The sequence below is a fragment of the Mumia spirodelae genome (genome assembly GCF_050632745.1).
In the GTDB taxonomy this organism is placed as follows: Bacteria; Actinomycetota; Actinomycetes; order Propionibacteriales; family Nocardioidaceae; genus Mumia.
Window position 1 is genome coordinate 840,636 of sequence record NZ_JBODSD010000002.1, and the last position, 16,269, is coordinate 856,904.

Annotated in this window: 16 protein-coding genes; 7 read left to right on the forward strand and 9 right to left on the reverse strand. The window is 72.3% G+C overall.

Going from position 1 to position 16,269, the window contains the following annotated elements:
• Positions 1-18 precede the first annotated feature (18 nt).
• The 6 genes from proC to ACQSSQ_RS13525 form a co-directional block, all read right to left on the reverse strand.
• Complete coding sequence (proC, locus tag ACQSSQ_RS13500; protein ID WP_431327590.1) at positions 19-816, reverse strand: pyrroline-5-carboxylate reductase; 798 nt, start codon at positions 814-816, stop codon at positions 19-21.
• A gap of 27 nt (positions 817-843) precedes the next feature.
• Entirely contained in the window at positions 844-1,581 is a 738-nt protein-coding gene (locus ACQSSQ_RS13505) for an ABC transporter permease (RefSeq protein ID WP_431327591.1), read from the reverse strand.
• Positions 1,578-2,303: an ABC transporter ATP-binding protein gene (locus ACQSSQ_RS13510; RefSeq protein ID WP_431327592.1), complete on the reverse strand. Its 726-nt coding sequence runs from the start codon at positions 2,301-2,303 to the stop codon at positions 1,578-1,580. The genes ACQSSQ_RS13505 and ACQSSQ_RS13510 overlap by 4 nt, the downstream gene beginning before the upstream one ends.
• A gap of 10 nt (positions 2,304-2,313) precedes the next feature.
• Complete coding sequence (locus tag ACQSSQ_RS13515) at positions 2,314-2,907, reverse strand: TetR/AcrR family transcriptional regulator (RefSeq protein WP_431327593.1); 594 nt, start codon at positions 2,905-2,907, stop codon at positions 2,314-2,316.
• A gap of 75 nt (positions 2,908-2,982) precedes the next feature.
• Positions 2,983-3,816 (reverse strand): sugar phosphate isomerase/epimerase family protein, encoded by an 834-nt coding sequence (locus tag ACQSSQ_RS13520; protein WP_431327594.1) that lies wholly within the window; start codon positions 3,814-3,816, stop codon positions 2,983-2,985.
• Between the two features lie 52 nt (positions 3,817-3,868).
• Positions 3,869-4,792, reverse strand: a complete 924-nt coding sequence (locus ACQSSQ_RS13525; protein WP_431327595.1) for a Ppx/GppA phosphatase family protein — start codon at positions 4,790-4,792, stop codon at positions 3,869-3,871.
• Positions 4,793-4,840: 48 nt separating this feature from the next.
• On the opposite strand from ACQSSQ_RS13525, the gene ACQSSQ_RS13530 reads away from it, so the two are divergent.
• The 5 genes from ACQSSQ_RS13530 to disA all read left to right on the forward strand — a co-directional run bounded on the left by ACQSSQ_RS13530 (position 4,841) and on the right by disA (position 9,476).
• A complete protein-coding gene (locus tag ACQSSQ_RS13530) occupies positions 4,841-5,587 on the forward strand; it encodes a DUF3109 family protein (protein WP_431327596.1) in 747 nt (248 codons plus the stop codon).
• 59 nt (positions 5,588-5,646) lie between these two features.
• A complete protein-coding gene (locus tag ACQSSQ_RS13535) occupies positions 5,647-6,285 on the forward strand; it encodes a VOC family protein (protein WP_431327597.1) in 639 nt (212 codons plus the stop codon).
• Between the two features lie 106 nt (positions 6,286-6,391).
• Positions 6,392-6,838, forward strand: a complete 447-nt coding sequence (locus tag ACQSSQ_RS13540; protein WP_431327598.1) for a hypothetical protein — start codon at positions 6,392-6,394, stop codon at positions 6,836-6,838.
• 93 nt (positions 6,839-6,931) lie between these two features.
• Complete coding sequence (gene radA, locus ACQSSQ_RS13545; protein WP_431327599.1) at positions 6,932-8,311, forward strand: DNA repair protein RadA; 1,380 nt, start codon at positions 6,932-6,934, stop codon at positions 8,309-8,311.
• A 76-nt stretch (positions 8,312-8,387) separates the two neighbouring features.
• Positions 8,388-9,476 carry a DNA integrity scanning diadenylate cyclase DisA gene (disA, locus tag ACQSSQ_RS13550; protein ID WP_431327600.1) on the forward strand — a complete coding sequence of 363 codons (1,089 nt, stop codon included), beginning with the start codon at positions 8,388-8,390 and terminating at the stop codon, positions 9,474-9,476.
• A 14-nt stretch (positions 9,477-9,490) separates the two neighbouring features.
• Here disA and ACQSSQ_RS13555 read toward each other — a convergent pair whose 3' ends face one another.
• Positions 9,491-10,267 (reverse strand): hypothetical protein, encoded by a 777-nt coding sequence (locus tag ACQSSQ_RS13555; RefSeq protein ID WP_431327601.1) that lies wholly within the window; start codon positions 10,265-10,267, stop codon positions 9,491-9,493.
• A gap of 47 nt (positions 10,268-10,314) precedes the next feature.
• Here ACQSSQ_RS13555 and ACQSSQ_RS13560 point away from each other — a divergent pair, with 47 nt between their 5' ends.
• Positions 10,315-11,226 (forward strand): HhH-GPD family protein, encoded by a 912-nt coding sequence (locus ACQSSQ_RS13560; protein ID WP_431327602.1) that lies wholly within the window; start codon positions 10,315-10,317, stop codon positions 11,224-11,226.
• Between the two features lie 7 nt (positions 11,227-11,233).
• On the opposite strand, the gene ACQSSQ_RS13565 is transcribed toward ACQSSQ_RS13560, so the two are convergent.
• Positions 11,234-12,259 carry a sulfotransferase family protein gene (locus tag ACQSSQ_RS13565; protein WP_431327603.1) on the reverse strand — a complete coding sequence of 342 codons (1,026 nt, stop codon included), beginning with the start codon at positions 12,257-12,259 and terminating at the stop codon, positions 11,234-11,236.
• A gap of 245 nt (positions 12,260-12,504) precedes the next feature.
• Positions 12,505-15,042, reverse strand: a complete 2,538-nt coding sequence (locus ACQSSQ_RS13570) for an ATP-dependent Clp protease ATP-binding subunit (RefSeq protein ID WP_431327604.1) — start codon at positions 15,040-15,042, stop codon at positions 12,505-12,507.
• Positions 15,043-15,295: 253 nt separating this feature from the next.
• Between ACQSSQ_RS13570 and ACQSSQ_RS13575 the strand changes: the two genes are divergently transcribed.
• The gene (locus ACQSSQ_RS13575) at positions 15,296-16,267 is read left to right on the forward strand and encodes a class I SAM-dependent methyltransferase (protein WP_431327605.1); all 972 of its coding nucleotides are present in this window, start codon (positions 15,296-15,298) and stop codon (positions 16,265-16,267) included.
• The last annotated feature ends 2 nt before the right edge of the window (positions 16,268-16,269 follow it).

The following is a 16,269-nucleotide window of genomic DNA, read 5'->3' on the forward strand; positions in this document are numbered from 1 at the left end:
ACCGGGGCGGGGCGGAGGTCAGCCGCCGATCGCCCGCGACCGGTCGCGGGCGGCCTCCGCGGCGGCGAGGAACGCTGCCCGGACCCCCCGGTCCTCCAGCGCGCGCAGCCCTGCGGCCGTGGTCCCGCCCGGCGAGGTGACCCGCTCGCGGAGCACGGCCGGGTGGTCGCCGGTCTGCGCGGCGAGCTGAGCCGACCCCAGGAGAGTCTGGACCACGAGCTCGGTCGACGTGGTACGAGGAAGGCCGAGGTGCACGCCCGCCTCGACGAGCGCCTCGACGACGAGGAAGACGTACGCCGGTCCCGACCCGGAGATCGCTCCCGCGGCGTCCTGCAGCGACTCGGGGACCCGCACCACCGTCCCGACCGAACCCATGATCGCCTCGATGCGGCCGGCCTGCTCCTCGTCGCAGTGCGACCCGGCGGAGATCACCGACACCCCGGCACCGACCTGCGCGGGGGTGTTGGGCATGACCCGCGCGACCGCGGTGCCGTCGGGGAGCGCGCTCTCGAGGACCGACGTGCTGAGACCGACGGCGAGGGACGCGACGAGCGCGGAGGGCCGCAGGTGCGGACCGATCTCGGCGAGGACGCCCGCGACGTCGTACGGCTTCACGCCGATCAGGACGACGTCGCCGCGGGCCGCGGCGGTGACGGCGTCGGTCACCTCGACGCCGTAGCGCTCGCGCAGCGCCGCGGCGTGGTCCTCGCGACGGACGGCGAGGACCACGTCGGCGGGGTCCCAGCCGTTCTGCAGCATGCCCGAGACGATCGCCTCGCCCATCGCGCCGGCGCCGACCACAGCCACGTTCGTCATGGCTCCGAGGATAGGGGAGGCCGACCGTCAGGCCGTGCGACGGCGCAGCGTCGCCGAGCCGAGCAGCAGCGCGCCGACGGTGAACGCGACCAGGGCCAGCACGTCCCACGTCAGCTCGGCCGTCCAGTCCGGGTACGCCGCGACCTCGCTGGTCGCGTCCACCGCGTACGACAGCGGGGTGACGTACGAGATCCACTCGAGCACGGTCGGCAGCTGGTCGCGCGGGACGAGGAGCCCGCAGACCAGGAGCTGCGGCAGCACGAACGCGGGCATGAACTGCACGGCCTGGAACTCCGTCCGCGCGAACGCCGACACGAACAGCCCGAGCGCCGTGCCGAGGATGCCGGACAGCACCGCCACGAGGACGAGACGTCCGATGCCGCCCTCCACGTCCAGTCCCAGGACCCAGACGGAGAGCCCGGCGGCGAGGAAGCCCTGGACCAGCGCCACGGCTCCGAAGGCGAGTCCGTAGCCGACCAGGAAGTCGAGCTTGCCCATCGGCAGCGTGAAGAGGCGCTCCAGCGTGCCCGACGTGCGCTCGGCGAGCGTCGTGATCGACGTGACGAGGAACATCACGACGAAGCCGAAGATGCCGAGCAGCTGCGGTCCGATCCGGTCGAAGAGCGTGCCGGCGTCGGAGTAGACCCACCACAGGAGCGCGATCAGCACGCAGGGCACGACCAGCATCAGCGCCATCGTGCGGTGGTCGTGGCGCAGCTGGCCGAGCACCCGCGCGGCGATCGCGCCCGTGATCCGCCCGGTCACGCCGTGCTCTCCTCGATGAGCGCGAGGAACGCGGCCTCGACGTCGGAGGTCCGCGTGCGTTCGAGCAGGGCGCTCGGCGTGCCCTGCGCGAGGAGGGCACCGTCACGCAGCAGCAGGAGGCTGTCGCAGCGCTCGGCCTCGTCCATCACGTGGCTGGAGACGAGCAGCGTGATGCCGCGGCGGGCCAGGTCGGCGAAGAGGTCCCACAGCCGCACCCGCAGCACCGGGTCGAGACCGACGGTCGGCTCGTCGAGCACCAGCAGCTCCGGGGAGCCGAGCAGCGCCGCCGCCAGCGAGACGCGGCTCCGCTCGCCACCGGAGAGCCGGTCGACCAGCGTGCCGGCGTAGCGCGCGAGGTCCACGACGTCGAGCACGCGGTCGACGTCCTCCGACGGCGCGCCCAGCACCCGGGCGAAGAAGCGGAGGTTCTCCCCCACCGTGAGACCGGCGTACACGCTCGGCGTCTGCGTCACGTAGCCGACCCGGTCGCGCAGCGAGGCCGACCCGGCGGGCACGCCGAGGACACGGACCGAGCCGCCGGCCACCGTCTGGACCCCGACGATCGAGCGGATCAGCGTCGACTTGCCGGAGCCGGACGGTCCGAGAAGGCCGGTCACGCGGCCCTGCGGCACCGTGCAGGAGAGGTCGGGGATCACCTCGCGACCGCCGCGGACGACGTGCAGGTGCGCGACCTCGATCGCGGGTCCGGGGGTGCTCACCATCGGCGCCAGGCTACGCCGGTGCGCGCGTGGCGTCGAGGTCGAGCACGTCCTGCACCTCCGGCCCGACGAGGGCGACGACCTCGTCGACCGACATCGACGCCAACGGCTCGACGGCCAGCAGGTAGCGGGTCACCACCAGCCCGGTCATCTGCGCGAGCAGCATCGCCGAGACCGCCGCCGGGGCGTCCGGCCGGTGCCGGTCCACGACCGCCGCGATCGGCCCGCGCAGGATGAACTCGGTGATCATCGAGCCCTGCTCGGCGTTGCCGAGGCCGCTGCGCGTCGTCGCGATCACGGACTCCCGGTTGGCGGGGTCGTCCCACGTGGTCACCAGCGCCCGCACGAACGCCTCTCCCGCCTGGTCCGAGGGTGCCGCGAGGACGGGCTCCATGACGGCCACCGGGTCGGCCGGGAGGGCCAGCGCGGCGTTCACCAGCCGCTGCTTGTCCTTGAAGTAGTGGTGCACCAGCGCCGGGTCGACGCTCGCGCGCCGAGCGACCGCGCGGATCGACGTCCCGTCGTAGCCCCGCTGCGCGAGCTCGGCCCGCGCCGCTGCGACGATCTCACCCCGGGTGTCGGGTGCGCCCGGACGCCTGCCTGCCATGGCGGCAGCGTACGACCGTCGGAGGCTTCGCACCGGCAGTTGTGCATGCTCGCCGACAGCGATGAGGAAGAAGGGTCACGCCTCGGGCGACGGCACCGCCGACGCGAGGTGCAGGCGCGTGAACGCGAGCGCCTCCGCGAGGTCGGCCTCGCGCTGCGCGCGGTCGGCCGCCTTGCGCGTGGTGACCTCGACGGCGACGTCGCCCGCGTAGCCGCGCTCGGCCAGCACACCGAGGAGCTCGCCGACCGGCTGGTGGCCGCGCCCGGGCACCAGGTGCTCGTCGCGCGGCGAGCCGGTGCCGTCGCCGAGGTGGACGTGGGAGAGCCGGTGACCGAGCTCGCTGGCCATCTCCAGCGGGTCGCTGCCGGACGTCGCGCAGTGCGACACGTCGAGCGTCACGTGCTCGTAGCCGAAGACGACCGGGTCCCACCCCGGCGCGTACGCCTGGAACTCGCGCCGGCCCGTGCGCCACGGATACATGTTCTCGACCGCGAACACGATCCCGGTGTTCTCCTCGAGCTTCGCGACGCCCTCCTCGAACGCGCGGGCGTACTCGCGCTGCCAGCGGAAGGGCGGGTGCACGACGACGAGCCCCGCACCGCAGGCTCGCGCCATCTCGGCGCTCTTCTCCAGCTTGACCCAGTGGTCGGTGCCCCACACCCGCTGCGTGATGAGGAGGCAGGGCGCGTGGACCGAGAGAACCGGGATCTCGTGGAACTCCTGGAGGGCGACGATCGCGTCGATGTCCGCGCTCGTCGCGTCCGTCCCGACCATCACCTCCACGCCGTCGTAGCCCAGGCGCTTGGCGATCTCGAAGCCGACCTCGGTCGACTCGGGATAGACCGACGAGGTCGACAGGGTCACCCGTGCGGCGGGCACGGAGACGGGGCGAGCGGCGTCGTCGGGCACGGCTCCAGGTTACGCGCCGCGCGCGACGACCCGTGGACGGAAGGAGGTCGTCTCACATGTGGTCATGGCGCTCGAGCAGCACGCCCTCGCGGAGGGCCCACGGGCAGATCTCGAGCTCCGGCAGGTCGAAGAGGTCCATCACGGCGTCGGCGACGACCGCACCGGCGACCATCTGGTGCGCCCGGGTCGGGGAGACCCCGGGACGCTGAGCGATCTCGTCCACGGAGGCGACCCGCAGCTCGTCGAGGTGGGCGACGAGGAGGTCGCGGGGCAGGACGCGGCGGACGTACGGCCCGGCCTCCGACGGCGCCGCCCCGCACAGGCGTGCGAGGGAGCGGAAGGTCTTGCTGGTCGCGACCACGTGGTCGAAGCCGCCGCCGCGCCGCAGCGCTCCGACGCTGTCGGCGATCTGCTGGCGCACGAAGAGCCGCAGCGCGTCGTACTGCGCGTCGGTCGGCACCCCGTCGGGGAACCACTCGCGCGTCAGCCGGCCCGCGCCGAGCGGGAGCGACGTGCACACGTCCGGCGTCTCGTCGCGGCCGGCGGCGATCTCGAGCGACCCGCCGCCGATGTCGAAGACACCCAGGCGCCCCGACGACCAGCCGAACCAGCGGCGTACGGCGAGGAACGTCAGCCGTGCCTCCTCGTCGCCGGGCAGCACGTCGAGCGCCACCCCGGTCTGGGACTCGACCTTGGCGAGCACCGCGTCGGCGTTGACCGCGTCGCGGACCGCCGAGGTCGCGAACGCGATCACCTCGGAGCAGCCCTTGTCGGCCGCCACCGCCCGCGCCTCGTCGACGAAGCGGACCAGCGCCTTGATGCCGCGCGGCTCGACGGCGCCGTCGTCGTCGAGGTGCTCCGCGAGCCGGAGCGGCTCCTTGTAGGTGAACGCGGGGAGCGGCGGGGCACCCCGGTAGGCGTCGACCACCAGCAGGTGCCCGGTGTTCGAGCCGATGTCCAGAACGCCGATCCGCATGCTTCGAGCGTACCGACCAGGAGCGACGGGCCGGACTAGAGTGAGGACGTGCCCGAGGTCATGCTCGACTTTCCCCGTGCGTGGGCGGAGTTCCCTGACCCTGCCGACGACTCCCAGGTGTTCCGCTGCGACCTCACGTGGCTCACGTCGCGCTGGACCTGCATCTTCGGCCGCGGCTGCCGGGGCATCTACGCCGACGCGCCCGACGTGGGGTGCTGCACGCTGGGCGCGCACTTCGCCGACGACGACGACTACCGGCGGGTGAAGAAGTACGTCAAGAAGCTCGGGCCCGAGGACTGGCAGCACCGCGCCGAGGGCAAGAAGCACGGCTGGACCGAGACCGACGAGGACGGCGAGCTCAAGACGCGGGCGTACGAGGGTGCCTGCATCTTCCACAACCGCGAGGGGTTCGCCGGGGGCGTCGGGTGCGCGCTCCACAAGTGGGCGCTCGAGCACGACGTCTCCCCCGTCGAGACCAAGCCCGACGTGTGCTGGCAGCTCCCGATCCGCCGTCAGTTCCGCGAGGTCGAGCGCGGCGACGGCACCTCGTACACCGAGGTGGCGATCGGCGAGTACACCCGCGCGGGGTGGGGTCCCGGAGGCCACGACCTCGACTGGTACTGCTCGGCCAACACCGAGGCGCATGTCGGCCTGGAGCCGGTCTACGTCTCGAACGCCGACGAGCTCACGGCGCTGATGGGGCCGAAGGCGTACGCCGAGCTCGTCGCACTGTGCGAGGACCACCTCGCCGGCGACCACCGGCGTACGCGTCACCGCGCGGACCCGGGAGCCTGACCCCTCGCCGTGCACCCCGGTGACCGGCCGCCGATGTGCTGCAGGTCACAATGACGCACATGCGACTGGACCATCTCTCGTTCGCCGCCGGACCTGACGGCCTGGCCGCCACGACCGCACGGCTGAGCGAGCTTCTCGGGGCGTCCTTCGTGGACGGCGGCAACCATCCTCGTTTCGGGACCCGCAACATGATCCTCCCGCTGGTCGGCGACCAGTACGTGGAGGTCGTGACGGTCCTCGACCACCCGGCGTCGGACAAGGCCCCGTTCGGACAGGCCGTCCGCGCCCGCAGCGAGCTCGGCGGCGGCTGGCTCGGGTGGGTCGTGCGGGTGGACGACATGGAGCCGGTGGAGCACCGCATGGGCCGCCACGCGGTGCCGGGCAACCGTCGTCGTCCGGACGGTTTCAACCTCGAGTGGAAGCAGATCGGCGTCCGCGGCACGCAGGCCGACCCGCAGCTGCCGTTCGTGGTCCAGTGGGATGTCCCGGACGACGAGCACCCCTCGCGCTCCGGTCCGGCCACCGTGGCGCTCCTCTCGCTCGAGATCGCCGGGTCGCCCGACCGCGTCACGCAGTACCTCGGCGAGTCGGTGCTCGGTGCGCTGACCGACGTGGACGTCCGTTGGGTCGCGCCGAACGGGCTGCCGGGCATCGTGGCGGCGACGTTCGGGACGGCCGACGGCGAGGTCCGCGTCTGACACCGCTCGCCTCCGGTCCGCGGGTCGAGGTCGTTGCCGACGCCGACTAGTTGAACTGAGTACTACAGCGGATGTCGGAGGCAGTCCAGCCCCGCACCCTGGACGTATGAGCAGTGTTCTGCGGATCCCCGGACACCTGGGCGACGCGACCACCGTCGTGGCGTGCATGGGAGTGACGGCGGTGCTCGGCGCCGTCGGAGCGAACATCCTCGTCCTGCAGAACGCCGACGCCGCCGGGTTCGAGGCGGCGGCGGTGATGTCAGGGCTCGTCGCGTTCAGCTGCTTCGCCGGCGCGCTCGCGCTGATGCGGCTGACCGGTCGGCTGCGTCCCGCCCTGTGGGGCTACCTGCCGGGGCTGGTCGCCGTCCTCGCCACCGGCCTCCTGCTGAGCGAGGGCGGGACCCGCGCAGCCGAGGGCGCCGTCTCCCCTCTCGTCGGTGCGCTCGTCCTGCTGCTCCCGAGCACCTGGGTGCCGATCTACGCGGCCGTACGCGCGCATCTCGAGTCGCGCCGCGAGGACGCAGCCGCACGGTCGTGGCGCGGCCGGATCTGATCCACCTGCGCATCTGATCCACCGCCACGTCCCGTCCCCAGCCCCGGGCGCGCCACCGCAGGAGTGTCGGTCCGCTCGCCTAGCGTGTGCGTCATGGCGAGGACCACGACGACCTTCCGGTGCTCCGAGTGCGGATGGACCAGCGCCAAGTGGGTCGGCCGCTGCGGCGAGTGCCAGGCCTGGGGCACGGTCGACGAGGTCGGAGCCCCCTCCCCGGCGACGCGGACCGCCCCCACGGCGGTCACGCGCAGCGCCCGGCCGATCGGTCAGATCGACGTCGAGACCTCCCGCTCGCAGCCGACCGGCATCGCCGAGCTCGACCGTGTGCTGGGCGGCGGCTTCGTCCCCGGCGCCGTGGTCCTGCTCGCCGGGGAGCCCGGTGTCGGCAAGTCGACGCTCCTCCTCGAGGTCGCCGCGCGCTGGGCGCGCGGCCTCGCCACGACCCTGTACGTCTCCGGCGAGGAGTCGGTCGCCCAGGTGCGGCTGCGCGCCGACCGGACGCACGCGGTCCACGACAGCCTCTACCTCGCCAGCGAGACCGACCTCGGCGCGGTCCTCGCGCACATCGACGACGTCAAGCCGTCGCTGCTGGTCGTCGACTCCGTCCAGACGATCGGCTCGTCGTCGGTCGAGGGGACGCCCGGCGGCGTGACCCAGGTCCGCGAGGTGACGTCGACGCTCGTGCAGGTCGCGAAGTCCCGCGACATCCCGACCATCCTCGTCGGTCACGTCACCAAGGAGGGCTCGATCGCCGGCCCCCGCGTGCTGGAGCACCTCGTCGACGTCGTGCTGCAGTTCGAGGGTGACCGCAACTCTCGACTGCGCCTCGTCCGGGCGGTGAAGAACCGGTTCGGCCCCGTCGACGAGATCGGGTGCTTCGACCTCTCCGAGTCGGGCATCGTCGAGGTCCCCGACCCGACCGGGCTGTTCGTCTCCCGCCACCACCAGCCGGTCTCCGGCACCTGCATCACGGTGACGATGGAGGGGCGACGCCCGCTGCTGGCGGAGGTGCAGGCGCTCGTGTCGCAGACCGAGCTCCCCCAGCCGCGACGCGCGACCAGCGGGCTCGACGGCTCGCGGATGGCCATGATCCTCGCCGTCCTCTCGCGGCGGTGCGGACTCGCCCTCGCGCGTGCCGACGTGTACGCCGCGACCGTCGGCGGAGCACGGCTCGGCGAGCCCTCGGTCGACCTCGCCGCTGCGGTCGCCGTCGCGTCCGCCGCCACCGACACCGTGGTGCCGACCGACCTGGTCGCGCTCGGCGAGGTCGGGCTGGCGGGCGAGGTCCGGCGCGTCACCCACCTGGGCCAACGGCTGCGCGAAGCCGCACGGCTCGGGTTCCGTCGCGCCGTCGTCCCGCGCGACGGCGCGGACGTGACTCCAGGCAGCACCGACGTCCCCGGCCTCGAGGTGCTCCCCGTCGACGACCTCGCCGGCGCGCTTCGCGTCCTCGGTGTCGGCCACCGGGGTTGACGCGCGGCGCCCTCGGCGTCGCGTGCCAGCCACTACACTGATCGCAGCCATTGAACCGAATCTCGCGGGGGAACAGGTGTCGATCAACGATCGCGCGAGCGGGACGCCCTCGATCCTCCGGGCGACGCTCGCCTCCGTCGCGCCCGGGACCGCGCTGCGCGAGGGTCTCGAGCGGATCCTGCGCGGCCGGACGGGCGCCCTGATCGTCCTCGGCCAGGACAAGGACATCGAGGCCCTCTCGACCGGCGGCTTCGTCCTCGACGTCCCGTTCACCCCGACCGCTCTGCGCGAGCTGGCCAAGATGGACGGCGCCATCATCCTCGACAAGGGCGCGACCCGGATCCTGCAGGCCGGCGTCCACCTGATGCCCGACCCCTCGATCCCCACGCACGAGACCGGCACCCGTCACCGGACGGCCGACCGCGTCGCGCGCCAGACCAACGTGCCGGTCATCTCCGTGTCGGCCTCGATGCACATCATCGCCCTGTACGTCGACGGGACGCGCCGTGTTCTGGAGGAGGCGGGCGCCATCCTCGGTCGCGCCAACCAGGCGCTGGCCACGCTCGAGCGCTACAAGCTCCGTCTCGACGAGGTGTCCGGCGCTCTCTCGGCGCTGGAGATCGAGGACCTGGTGACCGTCCGCGACGTCGCCGCGGTCGCGCAGCGGCTCGAGATGGTCACCCGCATCGCCGCCGAGATCGAGGACTACGTGCTCGAGCTCGGCACGGACGGACGCCTGCTGACCCTTCAGCTCGACGAGCTGGTCACCGGTGTGGAGAGCGAGCGCGAGCTGATCGTGCGCGACTACGCCCCGGGCGGCCGTCGGGGCAAGCCTCCGGCCGAGGTCCTCGAGGACCTCTCCCAGATCGTCTCGGGCGAGCTGGTCGACCTCGCCGCCGTGGCCCGCTCGCTCGGCCTCGGCGCCGGGGAGCACCTCGAGTCGGCGGTCTCGCCCCGGGGATACCGGTTGCTCGCCAAGGTTCCGCGCCTGCCCAACAGCGTCATCGAGCGCCTGGTCGAGCACTTCGGCACGCTGCAGAAGCTGCTCGCGGCCAGCATCGAGGACCTCCAGACGGTCGAGGGCGTCGGCGAGCTGCGGGCCCGGAGCGTGCGCGAGGGGCTGTCCCGGCTCGCGGAGTCGAGCATCCTCGAGCGCTACGTCTGACCGGCGCTCGCCGCTCAGGGCGTGGCCGCGGTGGTCGGCGCGCTCGACGGCGTGGGCGACGCCGACGCAGTGCTGCCGGGCTTCGGTGCCACCGACGGGCTCGCGGGCGGCGTCGGGGTCGGGGTCGGGGCGGTCGTCAGCGTGAACTCACGCACCGCCGGCTCACCGCCGAGGAGCGCCGCCTGGGCGCTGTAGGAGCCCGCCTTCACGAAGGCACCCTTGTCGTCGCACGAGTCGGCGCTCGCCCGGCCGTCCCAGGTCACGTCGATCACGGTGGCCCACGTCGGGTGGACGTCGACCGTCCGTCCCTTGATCCCGCCGCACGACTGCGTGTCCCACACCGGGCCGTCCTTCGCCTTCACCCCGAGCACGAACGTCGAGGGGTCGATCCGCACCGTGCACGGATCGGCCGCGGTGCTGGTGACCCGCAGCGTGATCGGGACGGCGCGACCGGCGTACGCTCCCGCGGCGACCGACGGCGTCACGAAGACGGAGTCGGGCGGGCACGCGCCGTCGACGACGGCGAGGCGGACGTTGACCTCGACGTCCTTGGCCTTGCGAGGCTTCGGCGCGCGGGTCGCCGTCGGGGAGGCCGTGGCGGACGGGGGCGGTGTGGCGGTCGGCGTCGTCTCGCCCGCCGATGGTTCGCCGCCGGCCTTCTGGTCGTCACCCCCACCCACGACGCGCAGGAAGAGCCAGACCAGCAGGAGCACCACCGTCAGGACGACCAGCCGCCGGCGCCAGTAGACACCGGGAGGCAGCTTGCCCGAGGGGCGCATCACCGAGCTCACGCCCACCAAACTAACCGTCGCGCGAGCCGTGGCAGGATCGACTCGCCATGGTCTCTCCCACCTCCTCGCCGCACCCGGCCGTCCCGGAGCCCGAAGCCCTGCACGACGCCGTCACCACCTGGTACGCGGCGCACGCCCGCCCACTCCCGTGGCGCCGCGACACGACGACCGCGTGGCACGTCCTGGTGTCGGAGGTGATGCTCCAGCAGACCCCGGTCGAGCGCGTCACGCCGGTCTACGAGGCCTGGATCGCGCGGTGGCCGACCCCCGCTGCGCTGGCGGCGGAGCCGAGCGGCGAGGCGGTGCGCGCGTGGGGCCGCCTCGGCTACCCGCGGCGCGCCCTCCGGCTGCACGCCGCCGCGGTCGCGGTGTGCGAGCGCCACGGTGGCGTCGTCCCGGACGATCTCGAAGACCTGCGGGCCCTCCCGGGGGTCGGGGAGTACACCGCTGCCGCCGTCGCCGTCTTCGCCCACGGCCGCCGGCACGCCGTTCTCGACACCAACGTCCGCCGGGTGCTGGCGCGTGTGCTCGAAGGCGTCGCGCTGCCCGCGGCGACGCTCACCGCTCCCGAGCGCGTGCTCGCGGCCTCCGTCCTTCCTCCCGACGAGGAGACGGCGGCGGTGTGGTCGATCGGCCTGATGGAGCTGGGCGCTCTCGTCTGCACGGCCCGCGCGCCGTCGTGCGGCACCTGCCCCGTACGCCGGTGGTGCCGGTGGCACTCCGCCGGACGACCGGCGTACGACGGACCCGCTCGGCGGGGGCAGAGCTACGCCGGCACCGACCGTCAGTGCCGCGGTCGTCTCCTCGCGGTCCTGCGCGACGCGGAGGGCGCGGTCCCGGGTTCGGCCTTGCGCGCCGTGTGGGACGACGCGACCCAGCGCGAGCGCGCGCTCGACGGGCTGCTGGACGACGGGCTGGTCGTGACGGCAGGCCCCGACACGTACGCCTTGCCGGGCTGACCCGGGGTCAGCTGGAGCGCTGCGGCCGGATGCGACGCGCCACCGAGCGCAGCGCGCCCGGACGCGGCATGCGGGCACGCACCCGCGCCAGCGCCGCATCGCGGTCGCGGCGGTAGTAGTCGGCCGCGAACGCCACAGCCTCCTCGTGCTGGGCCGCGTAGGTCTCCGTCAGGCGGTCGAAGGTCGCCTCGAGGTCGGCGTCGGCTGCAGCGTCGCCGCTCATCTCGGCGAGCTCGGCGTACGCCTGCCAGACGCCCTCGCCGAGCGCCACGAGGCTCTCGGGCAGCTCCATCGCCGACCAGTCCACGACGTTGCGGCGCAGACCGACGTCGAGGAAGTCGTCCACGGGGTGCGGATCCACGGACAGGTCAGGGTCGTAAGCCAGGTCGAGACCGTCGCGGACACGTGCGGCCTGCGCGCGCCAGTCGGCGAGCAGGTCGGGGTAGCGGACGACGACGCGACGGGACCCCCGCGTCACCCGCTCGGACTCCAGCGCGATGTTGATCCAGCCGCCGATCTGCCGGACGGCGAGCGCGCGCTTGCGGTCCTCGTCGGCCGACTTCGTGTAGTGCATCTGCCGGCTCGCCGACACCTCGGCCGGGTGGCGCATCATCGTCACGAACCCGGGCTCCACGCCGAGCTCCCGCGCGGTGTCGACCCACAGGCGCGACAGCAGGACCGTGCGCGGGTCCTTCACGATGATCTGCGGCGACTGCCCCAGCGCGTCGGAGAGCCAGGTGCGCAGACGGTCGGCGTAGTCGCCCTCCCGGATCAGCTCGTCGACGCGCGCCGGAGCGTCCGGAGCCAGGTCGAGGGTCCGGACACCGGCCTCGTCGAGGACCTCCTTGTGGAAGTCGACGACCCACTGCGGCTCGAAGAAGCCCCGCGGGTTGCTCTTGTTGGGCGCGACCTCGGGCTTGGGGACGAGGAGGCCGAGGTGGGCCAGCGTTCCTGCCATCGAGCTCGTGCCGCTGCGTCCTGGACCCAGGAGGATCACGAGACGAGAGTCGGAGCGGGCAGGAGAAGAAGGCATCAGCGAGGACCTCGGCAAGGACGGGGACGGGCGCCGCGCACCGGGCGCGCGGACGGTCGGCTGGCCGCCACGTTAGCACCCGGGCCTGTGAGGATCCTCAGGCGTCGGGACGCGTACGACGCCCGTGATCGCAGCTGTCGCGCACGGACGACCGACGTTCCCGATCGTGCGCGAAAGGATGCGCGCGGAACGACGAAGGGCCCGCGACGCAGGTCGCGGGCCCTTCGTGGTGGTGCGAGACCGGATCAGCTCGCGGCGGTCGTCCCGCCGTTGGTGCCTCCGTTGCCGGAGCCGGCAGCCGCCTCGAGCGGCGAGTCCGGGAGCTCGGCCTTCGGCTCGCCCTTGAAGGTGAAGGTCGCGGACGGACCCTCGCCCTCGACGTCGACCAGGACGATCTGGCCGGGGCGGACCTCGCCGAAGAGCAGCTTCTCGGCCAGCGTGTCCTCGATCTCGCGCTGCACCGTGCGGCGCAGCGGCCGGGCACCGAGGACCGGGTCGAACCCGCGGCTCGCGAGAAGGTTCTTGGCGGCGGGCGTGAGCTCCAGCGCCATGTCCTTGTCCTTGAGCCGCTTCTCGACCGAGTCGAGCATCATGTCGACCATGTCGATGATCTCGTCCTGCGTGAGCGGCGGGAACACCACGATCTCGTCGACACGGTTGAGGAACTCGGGGCGGAAGTGCTGCTTGAGCTCCTCCGACACCTTGGCCTTCATCTTGTCGTACGAGCCCTGGACGTCGCTGGCCTGGCTGAAGCCGAGGTTGACGCCCTTCGCGATGTCACGCGTGCCCAGGTTGGTCGTCATGATGATGACCGTGTTCTTGAAGTCGACCACCCGGCCCTGCGAGTCGGTCAGGCGACCTTCCTCGAGGATCTGCAACAGCGAGTTGAAGATGTCCGGGTGCGCCTTCTCGACCTCGTCGAAGAGGACCACCGAGAACGGCTTGCGCCGGACCTTCTCGGTGAGCTGGCCACCCTCTTCGTAGCCGACGTAGCCCGGAGGCGAACCGAACAGCCGCGAGACGGTGTGCTTCTCCGAGAACTCGCTCATGTCGAGCTGGATGAGCGCGTCGTCGTCGCCGAAGAGGAAGTTGGCGAGCGCCTTGGACAGCCACGTCTTGCCGACGCCCGACGGGCCGGCGAAGATGAACGACCCACCGGGACGGCGCGGATCCTTCAGGCCCGCACGCGTGCGGCGGATGGCCCGCGAGAGCGCCTTGATCGCCTCGTCCTGGCCGATGACGCGCTTGTGCAGCTCCTGCTCCATGTTGAGCAGACGCGCCGACTCGTCCTCGGACAGCTTGACGATCGGGATGCCCGTCGCCAGCGCGAGGACCTCGGCGATGAGCTCCTCGTCGACCTCGGCGACCTCGTCCATGTCACCCGCGCGCCACTGCTTCTCGCGGTCGGTCTTGGCGGTCAGGAGCTCGCGCTCCTCGTTGCGCAGGGACGCCGCGGACTCGAAGTCCTGGACGTCGATCGCGTTCTCCTTGCGGCGGCGGACGTCGACGATCTTCTCGTCGAAGTCGCGCAGGTCCGGCGGCGCCGTCATGCGACGGATCCGCAGCCGCGATCCCGCCTCGTCGACGAGGTCGATGGCCTTGTCCGGGAGGAACCGGTCGGAGATGTAGCGGTCGGCGAGCGTCGCCGCCGAGACCAGGGCCTCGTCGGTGATCGTCACCCGGTGGTGCGCCTCGTAGCGGTCGCGCAGGCCCTTGAGCATCTCGATCGTGTGCGCGATCGACGGCTCGGCGACCTGGATCGGCTGGAAGCGCCGCTCGAGCGCCGCGTCCTTCTCGAAGTGCTTGCGGTACTCGTCGAGCGTGGTCGCACCGATCGTCTGCAGCTCGCCACGGGCCAGCATCGGCTTGAGGATGCTCGCGGCGTCGATCGCGCCCTCGGCCGCGCCGGCACCGACGAGCGTGTGGATCTCGTCGATGAACAGCACGATGTCGCCGCGGGTGCGGATCTCCTTGAGCACCTTCTTGAGGCGCTCCTCGAAGTCGCCGCGGTAGCGGGACCCGGCGACGAGCGCGCCGAGGTCCAGCGTGTAGATCTGCTTGTCGCGCAGCGTCTCCGGGACGTCGCCCCGGACGATGTCCTGGGCCAGGCCCTCGACGACCGTCGTCTTGCCGACGCCGGGCTCGCCGATGAGGACCGGGTTGTTCTTGGTGCGGCGCGAGAGCACCTGCATCACGCGCTCGATCTCCTTCTCACGCCCGATGACCGGGTCGAGCTTGCCCTCGCGGGCAGCCTGCGTGAGGTTGCGACCGAACTGGTCGAGGACCAGCGAGCTGCTCGGGGCGGACTCCCCCGCCGGCGCTCCGGCCGCCGCGGTCTCCTTGCCCTGGTAGCCGCTCAGCAGCTGGATGACCTGCTGACGGACGCGGTTGAGATCGGCGCCGAGCTTGACCAGGACCTGCGCGGCGACGCCTTCGCCCTCGCGGATCAGGCCGAGCAGGATGTGCTCCGTGCCGATGTAGCTGTGGCCGAGCTGCAGCGCCTCGCGGAGGCTGAGCTCGAGGACCTTCTTGGCGCGCGGGGTGAACGGGATGTGGCCGCTCGGTGCCTGCTGCCCCTGGCCGATGATCTCCTCGACCTGCTCGCGGACCGCCTCGAGCGAGATGCCGAGGTTCTCGAGCGCCTTGGCAGCGACTCCCTCACCCTCGTGGATGAGACCAAGAAGGATGTGCTCGGTGCCGATGTAGTTGTGGCTGAGCATGCGCGCCTCTTCCTGGGCGAGCACGACAACACGACGGGCGCGGTCGGTGAACCTCTCGAACATGCAACTCCCCTTGATCCGAGACCAGTGAACAAGTCGGGTCTCTGTCCACTCCATGCTAGACGTGACCACCAACGCCGGGGGACCGCCCGACACCTGCGGTTACGCCTGATTACAAGGGATCCGGGCGGTTTGGGCTTCCCGTGTTCACGCAGGGCGAACACCACGCCGGGCCGTGTTCACCCTGAGCGAACACGACCGGGACTGATAGCGTGTCCGGCACTCGCGGCACCTCTCGTCAGACGAGGAGAGACAGATGGGGATCCGGCGCAACGTCCGCAACGGGCTCGACAAGGTCATCGGCGAGGAGCGCACCCGAGCGCTGGCGCGCTCGGAGCGGAAGGCACGCCGCCGGCTGGCCACGGCCCTGGCCCCCGAACCCGCCCCGAGACCGCCGAAGAAGAGGCGCCCCCCGCAGGCGCGTCCCTCGACGCCGAAGCCGCGCTCCCGCTGGCTGCCGTCCGACCCGTTCGTCCCGCATCCCGCCCCGACGATGTCACGCCACCAGCTGCTCGCCGAGCTCCACGCGAGGCTGACGCCGCGCACGTACCTCGAGATCGGCGTCAACACCGGCGCGAGCCTGGCGCTGTCGCGGGTTCCGTCGATCGGTGTGGACCCCGCCTTCCGGGTGGACCACGAGCTCGAGTGCGACGTCCAGCTCGTGCGCTCGACCAGCGACGACTTCTTCGCCCGCGAGGCCCCACTCGCCCACCTGGGCGGCCGCCCGGTCGACCTCGCCTTCATCGACGGCATGCACCTGTCGGAGTACGCCCTGCGCGACTTCCTCAACACCGAGCGCCTGATGGCACCCACGGGGATCGCGGTGCTCGACGACATGCTCCCGCGCAACGCGCTCGAGGCGTCGCGCGAACGCCGCACGTCGCAGTGGGCCGGCGACGTCTACAAGGTCGCCGAGGTGCTGCGCCGGAACCGGCCGGATCTCGTGACGCTGCTGGTCAACACCGAGCCGACCGGGACGGTCGTGGTGGCAGGTCTCGACCCGGCCTCGGCGGTGATGGACGCCGTGTACGAGGCGGAGCTCGCCTTCTGCCTGGCCGCGGACCCGCAAGTGGTCCCGCAGGACTACCTCGACCGCTCGTCGGCGGTCGACGCCTCCCGCCTGGTGGAGCTCGACGTCTGGCACGAGCTCGCCAAGCGACGCGAGGACGTCGGGGCCGACCTCGACGACCTGTGGGACCGGCTGCGCGGGCTGCCGACCGGCGGCTGACC